Here is a 14,718-nt window from a genome sequence, read left to right on the forward strand (position 1 = left end):
TGAACATGAAACTAGGTGTGATTTGCGACGGCATTTCCCGCGATTTGCGGCATGCCGTTGACGTGATGGACGAATTCGGTCTGGACTATGCAGAGCTTCAGTTCGTTGGTGATACGGAGGTTGGGGACCATTCCCCGCAGCAAATTGCCGAGATCGACGCGCTCTTGCGTGACCGGGGCAAGCCTGTGTCCTGTCTGTCGCGCCATATCTTTGCCGGGATGACAGCTGCAAACAGGCCCGGTGACGACCTGCACACCGGGCACATGGACGCCTTGAAACGCGTAATCGACATGGCGCATGTTGTTGGGTCTCCGCTGGTTCGGATCATGACCCAACGAAAAGAGCAGATACTCTGGGGAAAAAACGGCGCCGAAAAGTGGAACGTAGCACATGGGGTATGGGACTCGATGCCTCCGTTAATCGCGCCAGCGGTTGAACTGGCAAGGGCCGAGGGCGTGACGTTAGTCGTAGAAACCGGAAACGGCACCCTAGTCAACTCCAACTATACAGCCCGCAAGCTGATTGACGAGTTGGACGCAAAAGATGCTTTGAAGGTGCTGTGGGACCCCGGAAACAACTGCTGGTGCCATGAACTGGCATATCCGGACGGTTATGAAGAGTTGCGCGGTGGTTATCTGGGTCACATTCACATCAAGGACGTAAAGGTCGACACACCGCGGGCAACGCTGGAAGTGCGCCGCATGGGGGAAGGTCAGCTTGCGCCTCTGTTCCAACCCATCGCGGGCGCGCTCAGGTCCGACGGCTATGATGGCGTCATTTCCTTCGAGAGTGTTTATCACCCCGGCAACGGAAATTTCGAAGATGGTTTTCGCCTGTGTGTGGGCAGGTTCAAAAGCCTGTTTGCATGACTCACAGTCAATATGCGTTACAAATCAGAATTTTGAACCCCGCAGCTGAACGCGAAATGGGGTGTGTGAGACTGGGCGCGTTCGCGCGGGATCAAAGGAAGGGCTTGCCGGATGAAACAAGAGTTTTTTGACCTGTCCATTGAAACGCCCGGCAAATCCCTCACCGACATCAGCGGAATTGTTCAGCGTGCGGTGTCCGAACATGAGCTTGTCTCGGGCCTGCTGACCCTTTGGTGCGTCCACACAGGTGCCGCGCTGTTGGTGCAAGCCAATGCCGATCCCGAAGTGGTCAAGGATATCGAGACGTTCTTCGAGAAACTCGTACCCAAGTCACCAGGCAAGTATCACCACCGCCCGACCGAAGACGACAACGCCCCGTCGCATCTGCGGGCGCTGTTGACACAAACTCAGGTATCGATCCCGGTCGAACAGGGGCAGCTTCCGCTGGGCCGCGTGCAAAGCCTGTACCTGTTCGAACATCGCGAGGCACCTAAAACCCGCCGATTGAAGGTGCACTACATCGGGGATTGATGCCTTGGGTCCCATGGAGGGTTGACGGTGCTACCGCCCCATCCAGCCCCCGTCGACAACAAGGATTTCACCGTTGACGTAGTCCGACGCTGCAGAAGCCAAAAAGACTACAGGTCCGGCGAAATCACCAGGCGTACCCCAACGGCCTTGGGGTGTTCGTTCCAGAATCGACTTTGATCGGACCGGATCGTCCTGCAGGGCTTGAGTATTGTCGGTCGCGATGTAGCCGGGGGCGATCGCATTCACGTTCACACCCTGCCCGGCCCATTCATTGGCCAAGGCCTTGGTCAGCTGTCCAATCCCGCCTTTCGACGCCGCATATCCGGGCACGGTGATGCCGCCCTGAAACGTCAGCAGCGAGGCGGTGAAGATGATCTTGCCTGAGCCGCGCGCCAGCATGTCCTTGCCGATCTCTCGGGACAGAACGAACTGCGAGGACAAGTTGACCTCAATCACTTCGTCCCACCAGTCGTCCGGGTGTTCGGCGGCAGGCTTGCGTTTGATCGTACCGGCATTATTGACAAGGATATCAGGGGTTTGTCCATCGGCTCTTAACTGATCAATAAACCCATGCAGTGCAGAGCGGTCCGAGAAGTCGCATTGGTAAGCCCGGAAATTGCGCCCCATCGCGGTGACGGCTTTTTCGACCTCCGAGCCGGACAGCTCGAGCGAGGCGGACACTCCGATGATGTCTGCTCCAGCCGATGCCAATGCCTCGGCCATGCCGCGCCCGATGCCGCGTTTGCATCCGGTCACAAGCGCAGTCTTTCCCGTCAGGTCGAAACTTTGCAAAACACTCATGAACGCGGTCCTACTTCGATCAGGCTTTTCATTGCGGTTGGGCTGCGATCCAGTGCTTCGAACGCAGCCTGAATGTCTGACAGAGGACTGACGTCGGTAATCACAACATCCGCGTCCACTCCGCCCGAGGCGACAACTGCGATGGCTTTCTCGTAATCCTCCGGCTCATAGACCCGAGCACCGATCAGTTGCAGCTCTCGCCAGAAGAATTGGAACAGGTCGATCTGGGGCTTTTGGGCATGGATCGCGACCATCACGATCCGGGCCCGCGTCGCGGCAACGGCGGTCATCGCATCAACACCGGGCTGCGTTCCCGATACCTCGAAAACCACATCCGCCCCTTTGTCGCCCGTGCGCGCGTTGATCGTCGTCACCAGATCGGTTTCGATTGGGTTGATCGTGTCAAAACCAAGCTTTTCAGCAATCGCCAGACGGTTCGGATTCACTTCGGAGATCAAGACATTGCCACCCGCGTCCCGCGCGACCATGGCAACCAGTATGCCGATCGGGCCGCCGCCGATGACGACAACGTCCTCGCCAGGTTGCAGGCCGGATAGCCGCACATCGTGGCAGGCAACGGCGACCGGCTCGATCAGCGCCGCGTGATCCATGCGCAAGTCATCCGGCAGAACGTGCAACGTATGGGCCGGAACGGTCCAGATCTCTTGCATGGCGCCGTCAGTGTCGAGGCCCAGGAACTTGAGATTCTGACAAATATGCTGATGCCCCCGTTTGCAGGCTGGGCATTCTCCGCAGTGATCAAGCGGTCGGACAACGACCTTCTGACCGGGCGTTATCGTATCGACGCCCTCGCCCACCGCTTCGACGACACCGGACATCTCGTGCCCGATTACCCGGTTCAGACCGACACGGGCATCCATGTTACCGTGGTAGACGTGCATATCCGTCCCGCAAATCCCGCAATAGGCAACGCGAATGGCGACCTCGCCGGGGCCCGGAGCTGTCGCCGCGGCCTGTTCTACGGCAAAGCTCTTATTGCCCCGGTAATACGCCGCAGAGATCGTCTGGGTCGTCATGTATGCATCTCCTTGTGTTCCTCATTCAGTTTGTCCCAGTCGAACTCCACTCCGGTTCCCGGCGTATCCGGGGCCACGGCCAGGCAGTTTTCCACAACCAGCGGACGGGTCGTGTACTGGTCTATCGGGAATGAGTGTACTTCCAGCCACCCCGCGTTGGGTTGCGCCGAAACGAGGCTGACGTGCAATTCCTGCATGCCATGGCTGCAAACCGGAATGCCATGCTGAGCGCTCAGCGCGGCCACGCGCAACCAGCCGGTGATCCCGCCGCAATTTGAGGCATCGGGCTGGATGAAACTCAGCTTCGCGTCATCAAAGGCGTACTCGAATTCGTGAATGGTGTGCAGGTTTTCACCCATGGCAAGGGGAACGCCCGTGGCTTCGGCAATTCGGCCATAGCCTTTGTAATCATCTGGAATAGTCGGTTCCTCGAACCACAGGATATCGCAGTCGGCGAACCCTCGGGCGGCCTCGATGGCCTGTTCGACGCTCATGGAGTAATTCGCATCGACCATGAAGAACCGGTCCGGTCCCAGCATCTCGCGCACTGCCCGGGCGCGCGCCAGATCATCGGCCAGATCCGGTTGACCGACCTTGATCTTGACCGCGTTGAACCCACGCGCAAGGTAGCCTTCGGTCTGGCGCAGCAGTTTCTCTAACGAGAAATTCAGGTCGATCCCGCCAGCATAGGCCTTGCACTGTTTGGACGCTCCGCCGGCCATTTGCCACAGCGGTGCATTCTGCGTTCTGCCGCGAATGTCCCAAAGGGCAATATCCACGGCCGAAATAGCGAACGAGGCGATCCCGCCCCGTGCAACGTAGTGCACATGCCACTGCATGGCATCGTACAGGCTTTCGATCTGTTCGGCGTCTTGTCCAACCAGGAATGGCGCAAGGTCATGCTGGATCATCGCCAGAATGGCATGACCGCCTTTGCCGCCCGTATAGGTGTACCCAACCCCATCAACCCCATCCGACGTTTGAATGGTAACGGTGATCAATTGAAAGAACGTGTGATCCCCGTGTTTGGCGTCAACCAGGACTTCGGCGAGCGGGACGTTGAACAGCCGCGCTGAAACACTTTCTATGCGATTCACGAACCCAAGACCTTCTGCTGCCTGGCAATAACCCGAGACTGTAAAAGGATGACCGCAAAAAGAAAGCCTCCACGTATGACCATCTGCCAATAGGCGCTGAAACTGATGGTCCCCTGACCGTTTTCAAAGTTCAGAACGTTGAAGACCAGCCCCAGCAGCAGCGCGCCGGCCACCGTAGCGGGGATCGACCCCATTCCACCCGTCAACAGAGTGCCGCCCACAACGACGGATGCGATGGCCGACAATTCCCATCCGATGCCCTCAAGGGGTTGTCCGGCTCCAAAGCCCGAGGCCAGAAAGACGCCAGCCAACCCTGCGCAGCCGCCCGAAAGCAGGTAGACGAAAGCCTTGGCACGATTCACCTTCAGACCCATGAGGTTCGAGGCATCCTCGCTGCCACCGATCGCCAAGACGGTCCGCCCGATGGTTGTTCTTTCCAGCACCAGCCACAGTACCAGCGTCAGTCCGGCCACGATGACGATTGCCCATGGAAACAGACCAAACGCCTGCCCCATGCCAAGCTTGGTAAAGTTCGACCCCCAATCAACCGAAATTGTCTGGGCGCCCGAAATCACCAATGCGCCGCCTTTTGCGGCAAGCATGGTCGCCAGTGTGGCGATGAAGGGCGGAATCCGAAGGATGATGATGCAAAAGGCGTTGATCGCTCCGAAGCCCACCCCGGCAAGCACGGCCCCCGGCAGCGCAACCTGAATCCCGTATGGGCTGAGATAGGCCGCAACAACCGACGTAAAGGCCGCAACGGATCCAACCGACAGATCAATCCCGCCGGTCATGATCACAAAACACATACCCAGCGCAATCGCGATGAACATCGCGTTGTAGTTCAGGAAAGACGAGAAATTGTAGGCGCTGCCAAAGTTGTCATAGCGCATCAGCCCAAACAGGATCAAAGCCAGCAGTGCGATCCACACCGTCACCGAAGCCGAATTGCGCCGAAGGTACTTTCGCAGGTCAAAAGCCGTTTCATCCAACATCGATCAAGCCCTCCGGAACTGCTGGACCCAGACGGCCAGGATAATAATGACCGCTTTGGCGATCAGTGCAACTTCGTCCTCTACCCCGTTGGCCAGCAATGTATATTTGACCAGCTGGATGATCACGGCGCCCAGTATGGCACCAAAGATCGGCGCCCGTCCGCCTTGTAAAAGAGCCCCGCCAACGACAGCGGCCGCGATGGCGTCAAGCTCCATCAGATTGCCGTTGCGCGCGGCGTCCGAGGCCGAGTTGATCGCAACCACGATCAGACCAGCCAAGCCCGCAAGCACCGCGCAGATGACATAGGCCCCGATCTTGACCCGCCGGACGGGACCACCCGCCAGATAGGCCGCGCGTTCATTGCCGCCGATCGCCAGCAGGTAGCGGCCCCAAGTGGTTCTGGTGATCACCCAGAACAGCACACAGGCAATGGCCAGCGCCAGCCAACCCTGGAACGGCAAGCCAAGCACCTTGCCGGTTCCAAGATAACTGAATGAAGGGTTTGAAAATGTCTGCAGGTTGCCATTCGTCAAAACCTGGGCAATACCGCGACCCGAGATAAATAGAATGAGCGTCGCAATAATGGGCTGCACGTTCAACACGGCAACCATCACGCCGTTGAATACCCCGCATAAACCCGCGACGAACAGTGGCAGGACAATGGCCAAAATGACGCCAAGCATCGGATTGGCGGCACCCAGATCCGACAGAAAGATCAGTGGGGCCAACGCCCCCGCCAGAGCCATGACAGCGCCAACCGACAGATCAATTCCACCCGTGGCGATGACCAGCGTCATACCCATGGCCACGATGGCGATCGTGGCAACCTGGCTGATATTCACGAACAGGGTCTGCAGCTGCAGGAAATTGGGGGTGAAAAACGCGTTGAACACCAGCAGGGCGACCAACGCGGCGATGCCGCCATGAAAGCGGAAGGGCATCGATGCAACCCGTTGCGGCAACTTCATTGCGCGGTCCATGAACCAGTTCCTTCTTCATGATGCGCAAGCGCACGCACCAATATGTTCTCGGTAATCCCGGGGTTGGTCAGTTCCTTGACCGAGCGCCCTTCGTGCATGACCACGATGCGGTCGGCGCCTTCCACCAGTTCTTCGAATTCCGAACTGATGAGGACGACGCCAAATCCTTTCTCGACATAAGACCGAATGAACGATTGGATCTCTCGCTTGGCGCCGACATCTACGCCTCGGGTCGGTTCGTCCAGTATCAGGATGTCTGGCTGCGTCGCCAGCCAACGGGCGAGCAGTACCTTCTGCTGGTTGCCGCCGGACAACTCGCGAATGGGTTGGTCCATATGCGCCGCCTTGATACCCAGATCGTCGATGAAGGCCTGAACGATCTCGCGCTCGCGGGCAAAGTCGATCTGACCACGGCTGGCCAGTTTCGGCAGCAGGGCCAGCGTCATATTCTCGCGCACGGACATGGCAGGAATGATCCCTTCGGCCTTGCGATCTTCGGTCAGAAAGCCAACCCCGTTTGCGATCGCGTCACCCGGTCCGGACGGTTGCCCGACCGCACCGTGCAGCTCGATTGCGCCGCCGCGTGCACTATCCACTCCGAACAATGCGCGCGCGGCCTCGGTCCGGCCAGAGCCCAGAAGCCCGCCCAGCCCAACGATCTCTCCGCGGTGGAGCGTGAGGTCGAAATGCGTCAGTCGCGGGCCTGTCGAAACAGAGTCGGCCCGCAAAACGATATCGCCTTTCTTGGCCTTGGCGCCGGCAAAGTCCGTGAGTCCGTCTGCCGCGATCTCGTCCTTGTTGCGGCCCAGCATGTCCGCGATCATTTCCAGTTTGGTCGTGTCCTGCACGTTGCGCGTGCTGACGGTACGCCCGTCTCGCATCGTTGTGACCCGGTCGCAGATCTGGAACAACTCATCGAGAAAATGCGACACATAGAGAACGGAAACGCCCTGTTTCTTTAACTCGCGCACCACACCGAACAAAACCTCGACCTCGCTGGCATCCAGTGACGAGGTGGGTTCGTCCATGATGACCAGCTTTGCGTCCAATGACACAGCCCGCGCAATCGCAACCAACTGCTGGATCGCTGTCGAGAAATTTCCCAGCGGCTCGGTCACGTCGATATCTATGCCAAAGCGCGCAAGAACCTCGCGTGCGCGCCTGTTGCCCTCGCGCCAGTCGACCAGAAAGCCGAGACGTTTGGGCTCGTACCCCATGATGATGTTCTCGGTCACTGACCGCAGAGGCACAAGGTTGAGCTCTTGATAGATCGTAGCAATTCCGGATTCCTGCGCTTCGCGCGGGGTGGAAATGCGGCTTGGCAAACCGGCCAGATGGACGTCACCGACATCCCGGTCGTACACTCCGGTCAGAACCTTGATCATCGTCGACTTACCCGCACCGTTCTGGCCGATCAGCGCATGAACCTCGCCAGGTGCGATCTCAAGGCTGGCCTGGCTGAGTGCCGGTACACCGGCAAAGGACTTTTCAATTCCCGACATCGAGACGAGCGCATTCATGAGATGTCTTCCTCCGATTGCTTGCAGGCGGCGCCGACCACAGGCCAGCACCACCCACCAGGGAGAATCAATAGGCTTCGTCGATGTGATCGGCCGCGTTGTCCTTGGTAAAGATGCGATCTTCGACCTTCACCCATTCCGGGATCGTCTCGCCAGCCGCGTATTTCTTCATGACTTCACAGGCCAATGGGCCAAAGAAGGGCGAGCTTTCCACCGTTACCCCCATCTTGCCATCGATAATGGCCTGAAGCGCGTCGCGTGTCCCGTCGATCGAAACGATGGTCACGTCCTCGCCGGGCTTGCGGCCAGCCAGTTCCAAAGCCTGAATCGCGCCGATCGCCATCTCGTCATTATGGGCGTAAACCACGTTCACGTCGGGATGCGCCTGAAGCAGGGTTTCCATCACTTGTCGACCCAGGTCGCGTGCAAAATCACCGGTCTGAGAGGCCACGATCTCAAAGCGGTCATCCGCTGCAATCGCGTCGTCGAAACCCTTTTTGCGGTCATTTGCAGGTGAAGACCCTGTCGTGCCTTCCAACTGTACAATGATGCCTTTGTCGCCGTCGAAATTCTCCATCAGCCATTGTGCGGCCCGGCTGCCCTGATCAATGAAGTCGGACCCAAGGAATGCCACGAAATGCTCGCCCGGCTTGGCAACGGCCGGATCAACCGAGCGGTCCACCAGAAAGGTTGGGATTCCCGCAGCACGGGCCTTCATAACGGCAGGGATCAGCGGCTTTTCTTCCCGCGGGGGCAGGAACAGAACGTCGATACCTTGCGCGATCATGCTGTCCACATCCGCAACCTGCTTGGCAGCAGATCCAGCCGCATCCGTCGCGATCAGATCCCAGCCACAGGCCTCGGCCGTGTCATGGAACGATTTCGTCTCGGCAATGCGCCACGGATTGTTCGACTCCATCTGCGCAAAGCCGACCTTGTAGCGATCCTTCTGCTCAAGCGGTGGTAGATCCTGTGCCATCGCCGTAGTGCCCAAGAGCGCACCCGCGACAACAGTCGAGATCAAAAGAGTTCTGCGTTTCATGGTTATTCCTCCTCCATTGGTGCGGTCGCCTCCGTTTTGACCGCAAGTTTTCAGGTCATGCCCAATTCATGTAAGTCGTCTGTTTCCTCAGATAGCCATCGAAGCCATAAGCGCCGTCTTCACCCCCAACACCGGACAGCCCCCAACCGGTGTGAAATCCCTGCACGGCTTCGCCATTCGAGCGGTTCAGGTACAATTCGCCGAACTTCAAACGGCTCGGGGCCTCCATCAATCGGCGGTGCGATGCCGTAAAGAGATAGGCAGACAGCCCGAATGAAGTGTCATTCGCAAAACTTATCGCCTGATCAAAATCCTCGACTCGCATGGCTGTCGCGACGGGACCAAAGACCTCCTCTTGCATCGCGACATTGCCGTTGTCGGAGACCTCGAGAACGGTCGGGGACATCCAGTGCCCCTTGCGATGCGCGCCGTCCGTCAAGGGCCCACCTTCGAGATGGACCGTGGCACCTTCGGCGATGCTGCGTTGGATGATATTAGCGACCTTGGTCACCTCGACTTTACTGACTTTGGGACCCAGATCGCAGTCTTCCATGGGATCCCCGATCGACAAAGCGCGGGCTGCGGACACGAATTTTTCAAGGAACTGATCCGCAATGTCGTGATGCAGATACATCCGCTCGTTGCAGGTACAAATCTGGCCGCAATTGGCAAACCGGGCGCCAATGGCGGCCGAGACTGCGGCATCAATATCCGCATCCTCCATCACTATGAACGGAGCCTTACCGCCAAGCTCGAGCCGGACGACCTTGATTCGGTCGGCCGCGGCGCGAAATATCTCTTTCCCGGCGCGTGTGCTGCCGGTCATCGTGATCAGTGATGTATCGGGGTGTTCGACCAGCCGCTGCCCCACCACCGGCCCCTTCCCCGTCAGAACATTCAGAACACCGGGCGGAAACCCGACCTTGTCGGCAAGCTCGGCGACCGCAAGACCGGACAACGGCGTGATTTCATGCCCCAACAGAACAACGGTGTTGCCCGCGACCAGCGCGGGTCCGACCTTCCTGGCGGCCAATGCCAAGGGGTAGTTCCAGGCCGTCAAAGCAACAACAACGCCATAAGGATGACGCCGGATCTGGATTTCCTCGGACTTGTTGTCCGATGCCACTATGTCACCCGAAATCCTCCGGGCCTCTTCAGCTGCATGGCAAAGAAAAGTGACGGCGGCATCTACTTCACCTCGGGCTTGCGAGATCGGCTTGCCCTGCTCGGCCGTGATCAGAGCTGCCAGACGACCGGCGTCCGCCCGGATAGCCTCGGCGAGCTTCAGAACCAATCGCGCCCGCTCGATCGCCGGGCGCGAAGACCACGCGCCAAAAGCGCGGCGAGCCGCCTCGACCGCTGCATCCGCATGAGCGGCAGTGCCATCTGGAACTTGCGCAACGATCTCTTCATTTGCAGGGTTCTCGACATCAACCGTGCCCGCGCCAAAGTCGGCAAAGCGGCCATCGACAAACATCGAATGGCGAATGACTTGACCCAACTCCCCCACTACAGATCGCAATTTCGCCTCCCGCGCTTGCTCGGCCAAACCACAGTGGCGACCGCACCGTCGATCAAAACACTAATAATATTATTTCGTCAACACTAATATTAATTATTAGTCACTAATATTAGTTGCGCACCTTCTGCATAGTCGATAAAAAGGATGCGAACAAAAAGGTTGAGCGATGAACAATCAAGCGAACAAAGCCGGGCAGCACAGGGGTGTGGGACGAGTCGCGGGCCGGCAGCGCGTAACGATGCACGACATTGCACGCGTCGCCGGATGCTCGCAGACGACAGTATCGCTGGTCCTCAACAAAAACGATTCCGTCAAAATCTCCGAGGACACCAAGCAACGAGTCCTGGATGCCGCCAACACGCTTGGATACGCCATGCCCTCTCAACTCAGGAAACCCCAGGACAGCGCGCGCCGGCCCGCGGCGTTGGACGGAACCATCGCTTTTGTCGTGGATGATCTGGCGTCGAGCCCCGAAATGGTAAACGCGTTCAATGGCGTGAAACAGGCCGTTCGGGACACCGGAAATCTTGTATTGCTGGCAGAAACCCAAAACGACCCCGAGGTCGAGCCCAGAACGCTTAGATATTTCCTCGACCAACAGGTTGCGGGCATCATTTACGCAACTGTTTTCACCCGGCGGGTGGTTGTTCCGGAAATCCTCAGGCAGACCGCTACCCCGGTTCTGCTGCTGAACTGTTTTTGTGACGACCTCTCTTTTCCTGCGGTGATCCCCGGCGAAGTCGCTGCTGGACATACGGCGACCAACGCCCTGATCAAGGCTGGGCACAAGCGAATCGCCACCATCACCGGCGAGCCGTTCATGGAATGCGCCGCAGGACGAACGACCGGGTATAGAAACGCCTTGGCTTCCGCCGACATTCCATTTGACGAAGACTTGGTCATCGAAGGCAACTGGCTGCCCAGCGCAGGCTATGCTGCCACGCGGGAATTGATGGACCTGCACTCTCCGCCAAGCGCCATTTTCTGCCAAAATGACCGCATGGCGATCGGCTGCTATGAAGCGCTCAAGGAACTTGGCCTGTCCATCCCCGAGGACATCTCGGTCATCGGATTTGACGATGACGAAACCGCGCGACACCTGTCGCCGCCCCTGACCTCGATGATCCTTCCTACTCGGGCGATGGGACGCTGGGTCGTCGAACAACTGTTCCACGGACCAACCGATGGTCAGCGGCACCCTCTCGTGAAGCTTGAATGCGAACTGGTCGAGCGCGACTCGATCAGCGAACCCAAACGCCGGACCTGAAGGCGAAATCATGACGGAAACCTTCGATCACATCGTCATCGGCGGCGGCTCTGCCGGCGCCGCAGCCGCAGCGCGACTGGTCAACCAGGGCAAGTGCAGGGTTCTGGTGTTAGAGGCCGGTCATTCGCATCGCCATCCGTTGCTGGACATGCCGCCGGGCATCTTCAAGATGATCAACGGGTCAAAGTTCATGACCTATCACAAAACTGAACCGCAAGACCATCTGGACGGTCGTGTGCATGACATTCCGCAGGCCAATGTGTTGGGCGGCGGGTCTTCCGTTAATGCGCAGGTCTATATGCGTGGTCGCCCTTCTGATTATGACGCGTGGGACGACCTGCTACGACAGACCAACGACGGGGTCGGCTGGGGATGGGACGATGTGCTGCCCTATTTCCGCAGGATGGAAGACAATAACAGGCTTCACAATGACCTGCATGGCAGCGATGGTCCGGTGCAGGTTTCGGATCCAGGGCATATCGATGACATGTCCCGTTGGTTCGTCCAGTCGGTTCAGGCCCTTGGCGAACCATTCAACACGGACTTCAACGGCGCAACGCAGCGTGGTGTCGGGTTCTATCAGTTCACCAATCGCGCTGGAAAGCGCAGCTCGTCGGCCTATGCTTTCCTCGCCCCTCTAGAGATGAACCCGAACTTGACCATCCGACTTGGCGCAACGGTCAGCAAAGTCATCATTGAGAACGACAGGGCCGTCGGGGTGCAGTACCGAGACAAACGCGGAGCAAACACCGTCCGGTGCGATGGCGAGGTTGTCCTTGCTGCGGGCGCTCTGGTCACGCCGAAAATCCTAATGCTGTCAGGTATCGGACCGGATGCACAACTTGCAGAACACGGTATTCCCGTCATCTGCCCATTGCCCGGGGTCGGACAGAACCTAATCGACCACCCCGAAGTTCCCATCACCGCCTTTGCCAATGGTCCTTACGGATATTTCAAACAAGGTGAGGGCTGGCGGATGCTGCGCAACGGCATCCAGTTCAAACTGTTCGGCAGCGGCCCGGTGACTTCCGCCGGGGTCGAAGCCGGCGCTTTTGTCAATCCGTCGAACCCCGACGGAGAACCGACCATTCAGGCCTTTTGCGTGCCCATCGTCTATCTAGATCGCGACGCGCTGGACGAGGTGCAGGATGACTTTGGCCTGACCGTTACGACCGTGGTGGTCAAACCGAAATCACGCGGAGAGGTTCGGCTTCGCTCGGCCGATCCTCACGCCCTGCCGGTGGTCTCGCCCAACCTTCTGAAGCATGAAGACGACATGCAGGAGATGATCCGGGGGCAGCGGTTCTTTCGCCGGGCATTCACGTCCGGCCCGCTTGCGCGAAGGATCCGCGAAATCGTCATTCCAACAGCGGATGACGATCAGACGCTGCGAGCACATTGCAAGCGGTTCGTGAAAACCAACTATCACCCGGCGGGCACCGCGAAAATGGGCCGGGACGGCGACGGAATGGCCGTGCTGGACGCCAGAATGCGCGTGCGCGGGATCGAGAGCTTGCGGGTGTGCGACATGTCCGCCGTGCCGGACATCAACGCCGGCAACACAAACGCACCTGCCATGATGCTGGGTGAACGATGCGCCGACCTGATCCTTGGCATCGGTTCGGCCCGCGAGATACGCAATTCCTGACCTGAGCTGCGACGTCACCATTGGTTGATCCAACTTCTGGCGCAATGAAATGGCCCCCGCCCTGCCCGTTGCACCGAAAACAGAATACCCTCCTGCCACAAGCCGTCAGGACGTTCCCCGCCAAAGGTGCAGGAGCGTGTGGCATACGCCCTACAGAAAGTTGTCCCGCCTGGGCGTGAAACAATCGATCAACTCTCCGGCAGTAAGGCAAACACACCCATGGCTTGCACCGGACGGAATGATCAGGCTGTCAACAAGTCCCACCCAAAGCGACCCTGCCAAAACGCGACAATGAGCCCGGGGGTGCTGTCAGACGAATTCGAACCAGTCTCAGTTTGCCGCGGAAACCGTGAACCTATCCGGAACAAAGTTGACGCCACTCGCTAAGAGCGGCGGCGCGGGTCAGCTTGAAGATGTCTCGGTTGGTGAGCGATCGTTCCTGGTTGAAGTGATTGTAGACAGAGGAATGGACGGAGGCGAATTTCTGTAAACTTCGCATGCGCCTGAAACGTTGCATGGCGCGTTCGCGTCGTCGAAACGGCAGGTGCGAATTCTCAACCCGGTTGTTGAGCCACCTGCCCGTCTGTTGTTTTTCGAGCGCGCCCATTTCTCTGAGCGCAGCCTTGTAGGAAGCGAAGCGATCTGTGACGATCTCTTCGGCGCAACCGTGCCGCTTCATCAATTTCTTGAGGAATTTCAGTGCTGCAGCTTTGTTTCGACGCTTCGTGCCGACGGCCTCAAGCACTTCACCTTCGTGATCGACGGCACGCCAGAGGTAGTGGCGTTTGCCGTTCACTTTCACGAATACTTCGTCTACGTGCCACTTCCATTTTGAAAAGGCTCGGAGTTGCTGAACACGCTTCCGCCTTATCTCAGCTGCAAACACCGGCCCGAACCTATTCCACCAATAACGGACAGTTTCGTGGCTCACGTCGATGCCTCGCTCGTGCAACAGATCTTCGACATTCCGAAGCGAGAGCGGGAAACGGATGTACAGCATCACTGCAAGGCGGATAATCTCGGGACTGGTTTTAAAGTATTTGAAGGAGGCAGGTCTGGTCATGGACAAAAGCTACGCAACCGCCCTGCCCGCCTCAAGCCAAGTTCTTCTGACAAGTCCCTCTCGACTATTTAATGCAGCTACGCTGCTCCAGGATTGGACTTCAGCGGCCACTCTCAATTCCCACTGTATGTGTTGCACTCATCTGTTTACTCCTGAAGCCGAGCGTCACAAACGTAGTCGCTTAGGCCGGAGAAAAGGTAGATTTATATTCAGATTGGATTGAGTGTTAGGGTGCAGTCACAACAATGCACCCGCACCTTCAAGCAAAGGTGCTCTTGGATTTTGGGGGATCGAGTGATCGAATTTTACAAGGTGCTGTCAGACGAATTCGAACCAGTCTCAGTT

Annotated in this window: 13 protein-coding genes; 4 read left to right on the forward strand and 9 right to left on the reverse strand. The window is 58.1% G+C overall.

Annotation, left to right across the window (positions count from 1 at the left end; translation table 11 throughout):
- The first annotated feature begins 5 nt into the window (after positions 1–5).
- Positions 6–869, forward strand: a complete 864-nt coding sequence (locus tag GS614_RS04635) for a sugar phosphate isomerase/epimerase (RefSeq protein ID WP_171725608.1) — start codon at positions 6–8, stop codon at positions 867–869.
- A 111-nt stretch (positions 870–980) separates the two neighbouring features.
- Positions 981–1,400: a secondary thiamine-phosphate synthase enzyme YjbQ gene (locus GS614_RS04640; RefSeq protein ID WP_171205486.1), complete on the forward strand. Its 420-nt coding sequence runs from the start codon at positions 981–983 to the stop codon at positions 1,398–1,400.
- Between the two features lie 30 nt (positions 1,401–1,430).
- Here GS614_RS04640 and GS614_RS04645 read toward each other — a convergent pair whose 3' ends face one another.
- The 8 genes from GS614_RS04645 to GS614_RS04680 form a co-directional block, all read right to left on the reverse strand.
- The gene (locus GS614_RS04645) at positions 1,431–2,201 is read right to left on the reverse strand and encodes an SDR family oxidoreductase (RefSeq protein ID WP_171205485.1); all 771 of its coding nucleotides are present in this window, start codon (positions 2,199–2,201) and stop codon (positions 1,431–1,433) included.
- A complete protein-coding gene (locus GS614_RS04650) occupies positions 2,198–3,238 on the reverse strand; it encodes a zinc-binding dehydrogenase (RefSeq protein ID WP_171725609.1) in 1,041 nt (346 codons plus the stop codon). The genes GS614_RS04645 and GS614_RS04650 overlap by 4 nt, the downstream gene beginning before the upstream one ends.
- Positions 3,235–4,335 carry a mandelate racemase/muconate lactonizing enzyme family protein gene (locus GS614_RS04655; protein ID WP_171115101.1) on the reverse strand — a complete coding sequence of 367 codons (1,101 nt, stop codon included), beginning with the start codon at positions 4,333–4,335 and terminating at the stop codon, positions 3,235–3,237. Before GS614_RS04655 ends, GS614_RS04650 begins: the two co-directional genes overlap by 4 nt.
- Positions 4,332–5,330, reverse strand: a complete 999-nt coding sequence (locus tag GS614_RS04660; RefSeq protein ID WP_170586048.1) for an ABC transporter permease — start codon at positions 5,328–5,330, stop codon at positions 4,332–4,334. Before GS614_RS04660 ends, GS614_RS04655 begins: the two co-directional genes overlap by 4 nt.
- A 3-nt stretch (positions 5,331–5,333) precedes the next feature.
- A complete protein-coding gene (locus GS614_RS04665; protein ID WP_093961696.1) occupies positions 5,334–6,311 on the reverse strand; it encodes an ABC transporter permease in 978 nt (325 codons plus the stop codon).
- Positions 6,296–7,831 (reverse strand): sugar ABC transporter ATP-binding protein, encoded by a 1,536-nt coding sequence (locus GS614_RS04670; RefSeq protein ID WP_253285286.1) that lies wholly within the window; start codon positions 7,829–7,831, stop codon positions 6,296–6,298. Before GS614_RS04670 ends, GS614_RS04665 begins: the two co-directional genes overlap by 16 nt.
- A 67-nt stretch (positions 7,832–7,898) precedes the next feature.
- Complete coding sequence (locus GS614_RS04675) at positions 7,899–8,873, reverse strand: ABC transporter substrate-binding protein (protein ID WP_152458551.1); 975 nt, start codon at positions 8,871–8,873, stop codon at positions 7,899–7,901.
- A gap of 55 nt (positions 8,874–8,928) precedes the next feature.
- Positions 8,929–10,395 carry an aldehyde dehydrogenase family protein gene (locus GS614_RS04680; RefSeq protein WP_216601089.1) on the reverse strand — a complete coding sequence of 489 codons (1,467 nt, stop codon included), beginning with the start codon at positions 10,393–10,395 and terminating at the stop codon, positions 8,929–8,931.
- A 166-nt stretch (positions 10,396–10,561) separates the two neighbouring features.
- Between GS614_RS04680 and GS614_RS04685 the strand changes: the two genes are divergently transcribed.
- Together GS614_RS04685 and GS614_RS04690 are read left to right on the forward strand one after the other, a co-directional pair.
- A complete protein-coding gene (locus GS614_RS04685; RefSeq protein ID WP_253285287.1) occupies positions 10,562–11,662 on the forward strand; it encodes a LacI family DNA-binding transcriptional regulator in 1,101 nt (366 codons plus the stop codon).
- 10 nt (positions 11,663–11,672) lie between these two features.
- Positions 11,673–13,310, forward strand: coding sequence for a GMC family oxidoreductase (locus GS614_RS04690; protein WP_171167370.1), 1,638 nt, complete (start codon positions 11,673–11,675; stop codon positions 13,308–13,310).
- Between the two features lie 355 nt (positions 13,311–13,665).
- On the opposite strand, the gene GS614_RS04695 is transcribed toward GS614_RS04690, so the two are convergent.
- Positions 13,666–14,373 (reverse strand): IS6 family transposase, encoded by a 708-nt coding sequence (locus tag GS614_RS04695; RefSeq protein WP_171725610.1) that lies wholly within the window; start codon positions 14,371–14,373, stop codon positions 13,666–13,668.
- Positions 14,374–14,718 lie beyond the last annotated feature (345 nt).

This window comes from Ruegeria sp. HKCCD6604 (assembly GCF_013110635.1).
Lineage (GTDB): Bacteria > Pseudomonadota > Alphaproteobacteria > Rhodobacterales > Rhodobacteraceae > Ruegeria.

What these genes read in the sequence shown, in the direction of transcription:
- GS614_RS04635 (WP_171725608.1), top strand. Translation starts at nt 6, where the DNA reads ATGAAACTAGGTGTGATTTGCGACGGCATTTCCCGCGATTTGCGGCAT.
- GS614_RS04640 (WP_171205486.1), top strand. Translation starts at nt 981, where the DNA reads ATGAAACAAGAGTTTTTTGACCTGTCCATTGAAACGCCCGGCAAATCC.
- GS614_RS04645 (WP_171205485.1), bottom strand. Translation starts at nt 2,201, where the DNA reads ATGAGTGTTTTGCAAAGTTTCGACCTGACGGGAAAGACTGCGCTTGTG.
- GS614_RS04650 (WP_171725609.1), bottom strand. Translation starts at nt 3,238, where the DNA reads ATGACGACCCAGACGATCTCTGCGGCGTATTACCGGGGCAATAAGAGC.
- GS614_RS04660 (WP_170586048.1), bottom strand. Translation starts at nt 5,330, where the DNA reads ATGTTGGATGAAACGGCTTTTGACCTGCGAAAGTACCTTCGGCGCAAT.
- GS614_RS04665 (WP_093961696.1), bottom strand. Translation starts at nt 6,311, where the DNA reads ATGGACCGCGCAATGAAGTTGCCGCAACGGGTTGCATCGATGCCCTTC.
- GS614_RS04670 (WP_253285286.1), bottom strand. Translation starts at nt 7,831, where the DNA reads ATGAATGCGCTCGTCTCGATGTCGGGAATTGAAAAGTCCTTTGCCGGT.
- GS614_RS04675 (WP_152458551.1), bottom strand. Translation starts at nt 8,873, where the DNA reads ATGAAACGCAGAACTCTTTTGATCTCGACTGTTGTCGCGGGTGCGCTC.
- GS614_RS04685 (WP_253285287.1), top strand. Translation starts at nt 10,562, where the DNA reads ATGAACAATCAAGCGAACAAAGCCGGGCAGCACAGGGGTGTGGGACGA.
- GS614_RS04690 (WP_171167370.1), top strand. Translation starts at nt 11,673, where the DNA reads ATGACGGAAACCTTCGATCACATCGTCATCGGCGGCGGCTCTGCCGGC.
- GS614_RS04695 (WP_171725610.1), bottom strand. Translation starts at nt 14,373, where the DNA reads ATGACCAGACCTGCCTCCTTCAAATACTTTAAAACCAGTCCCGAGATT.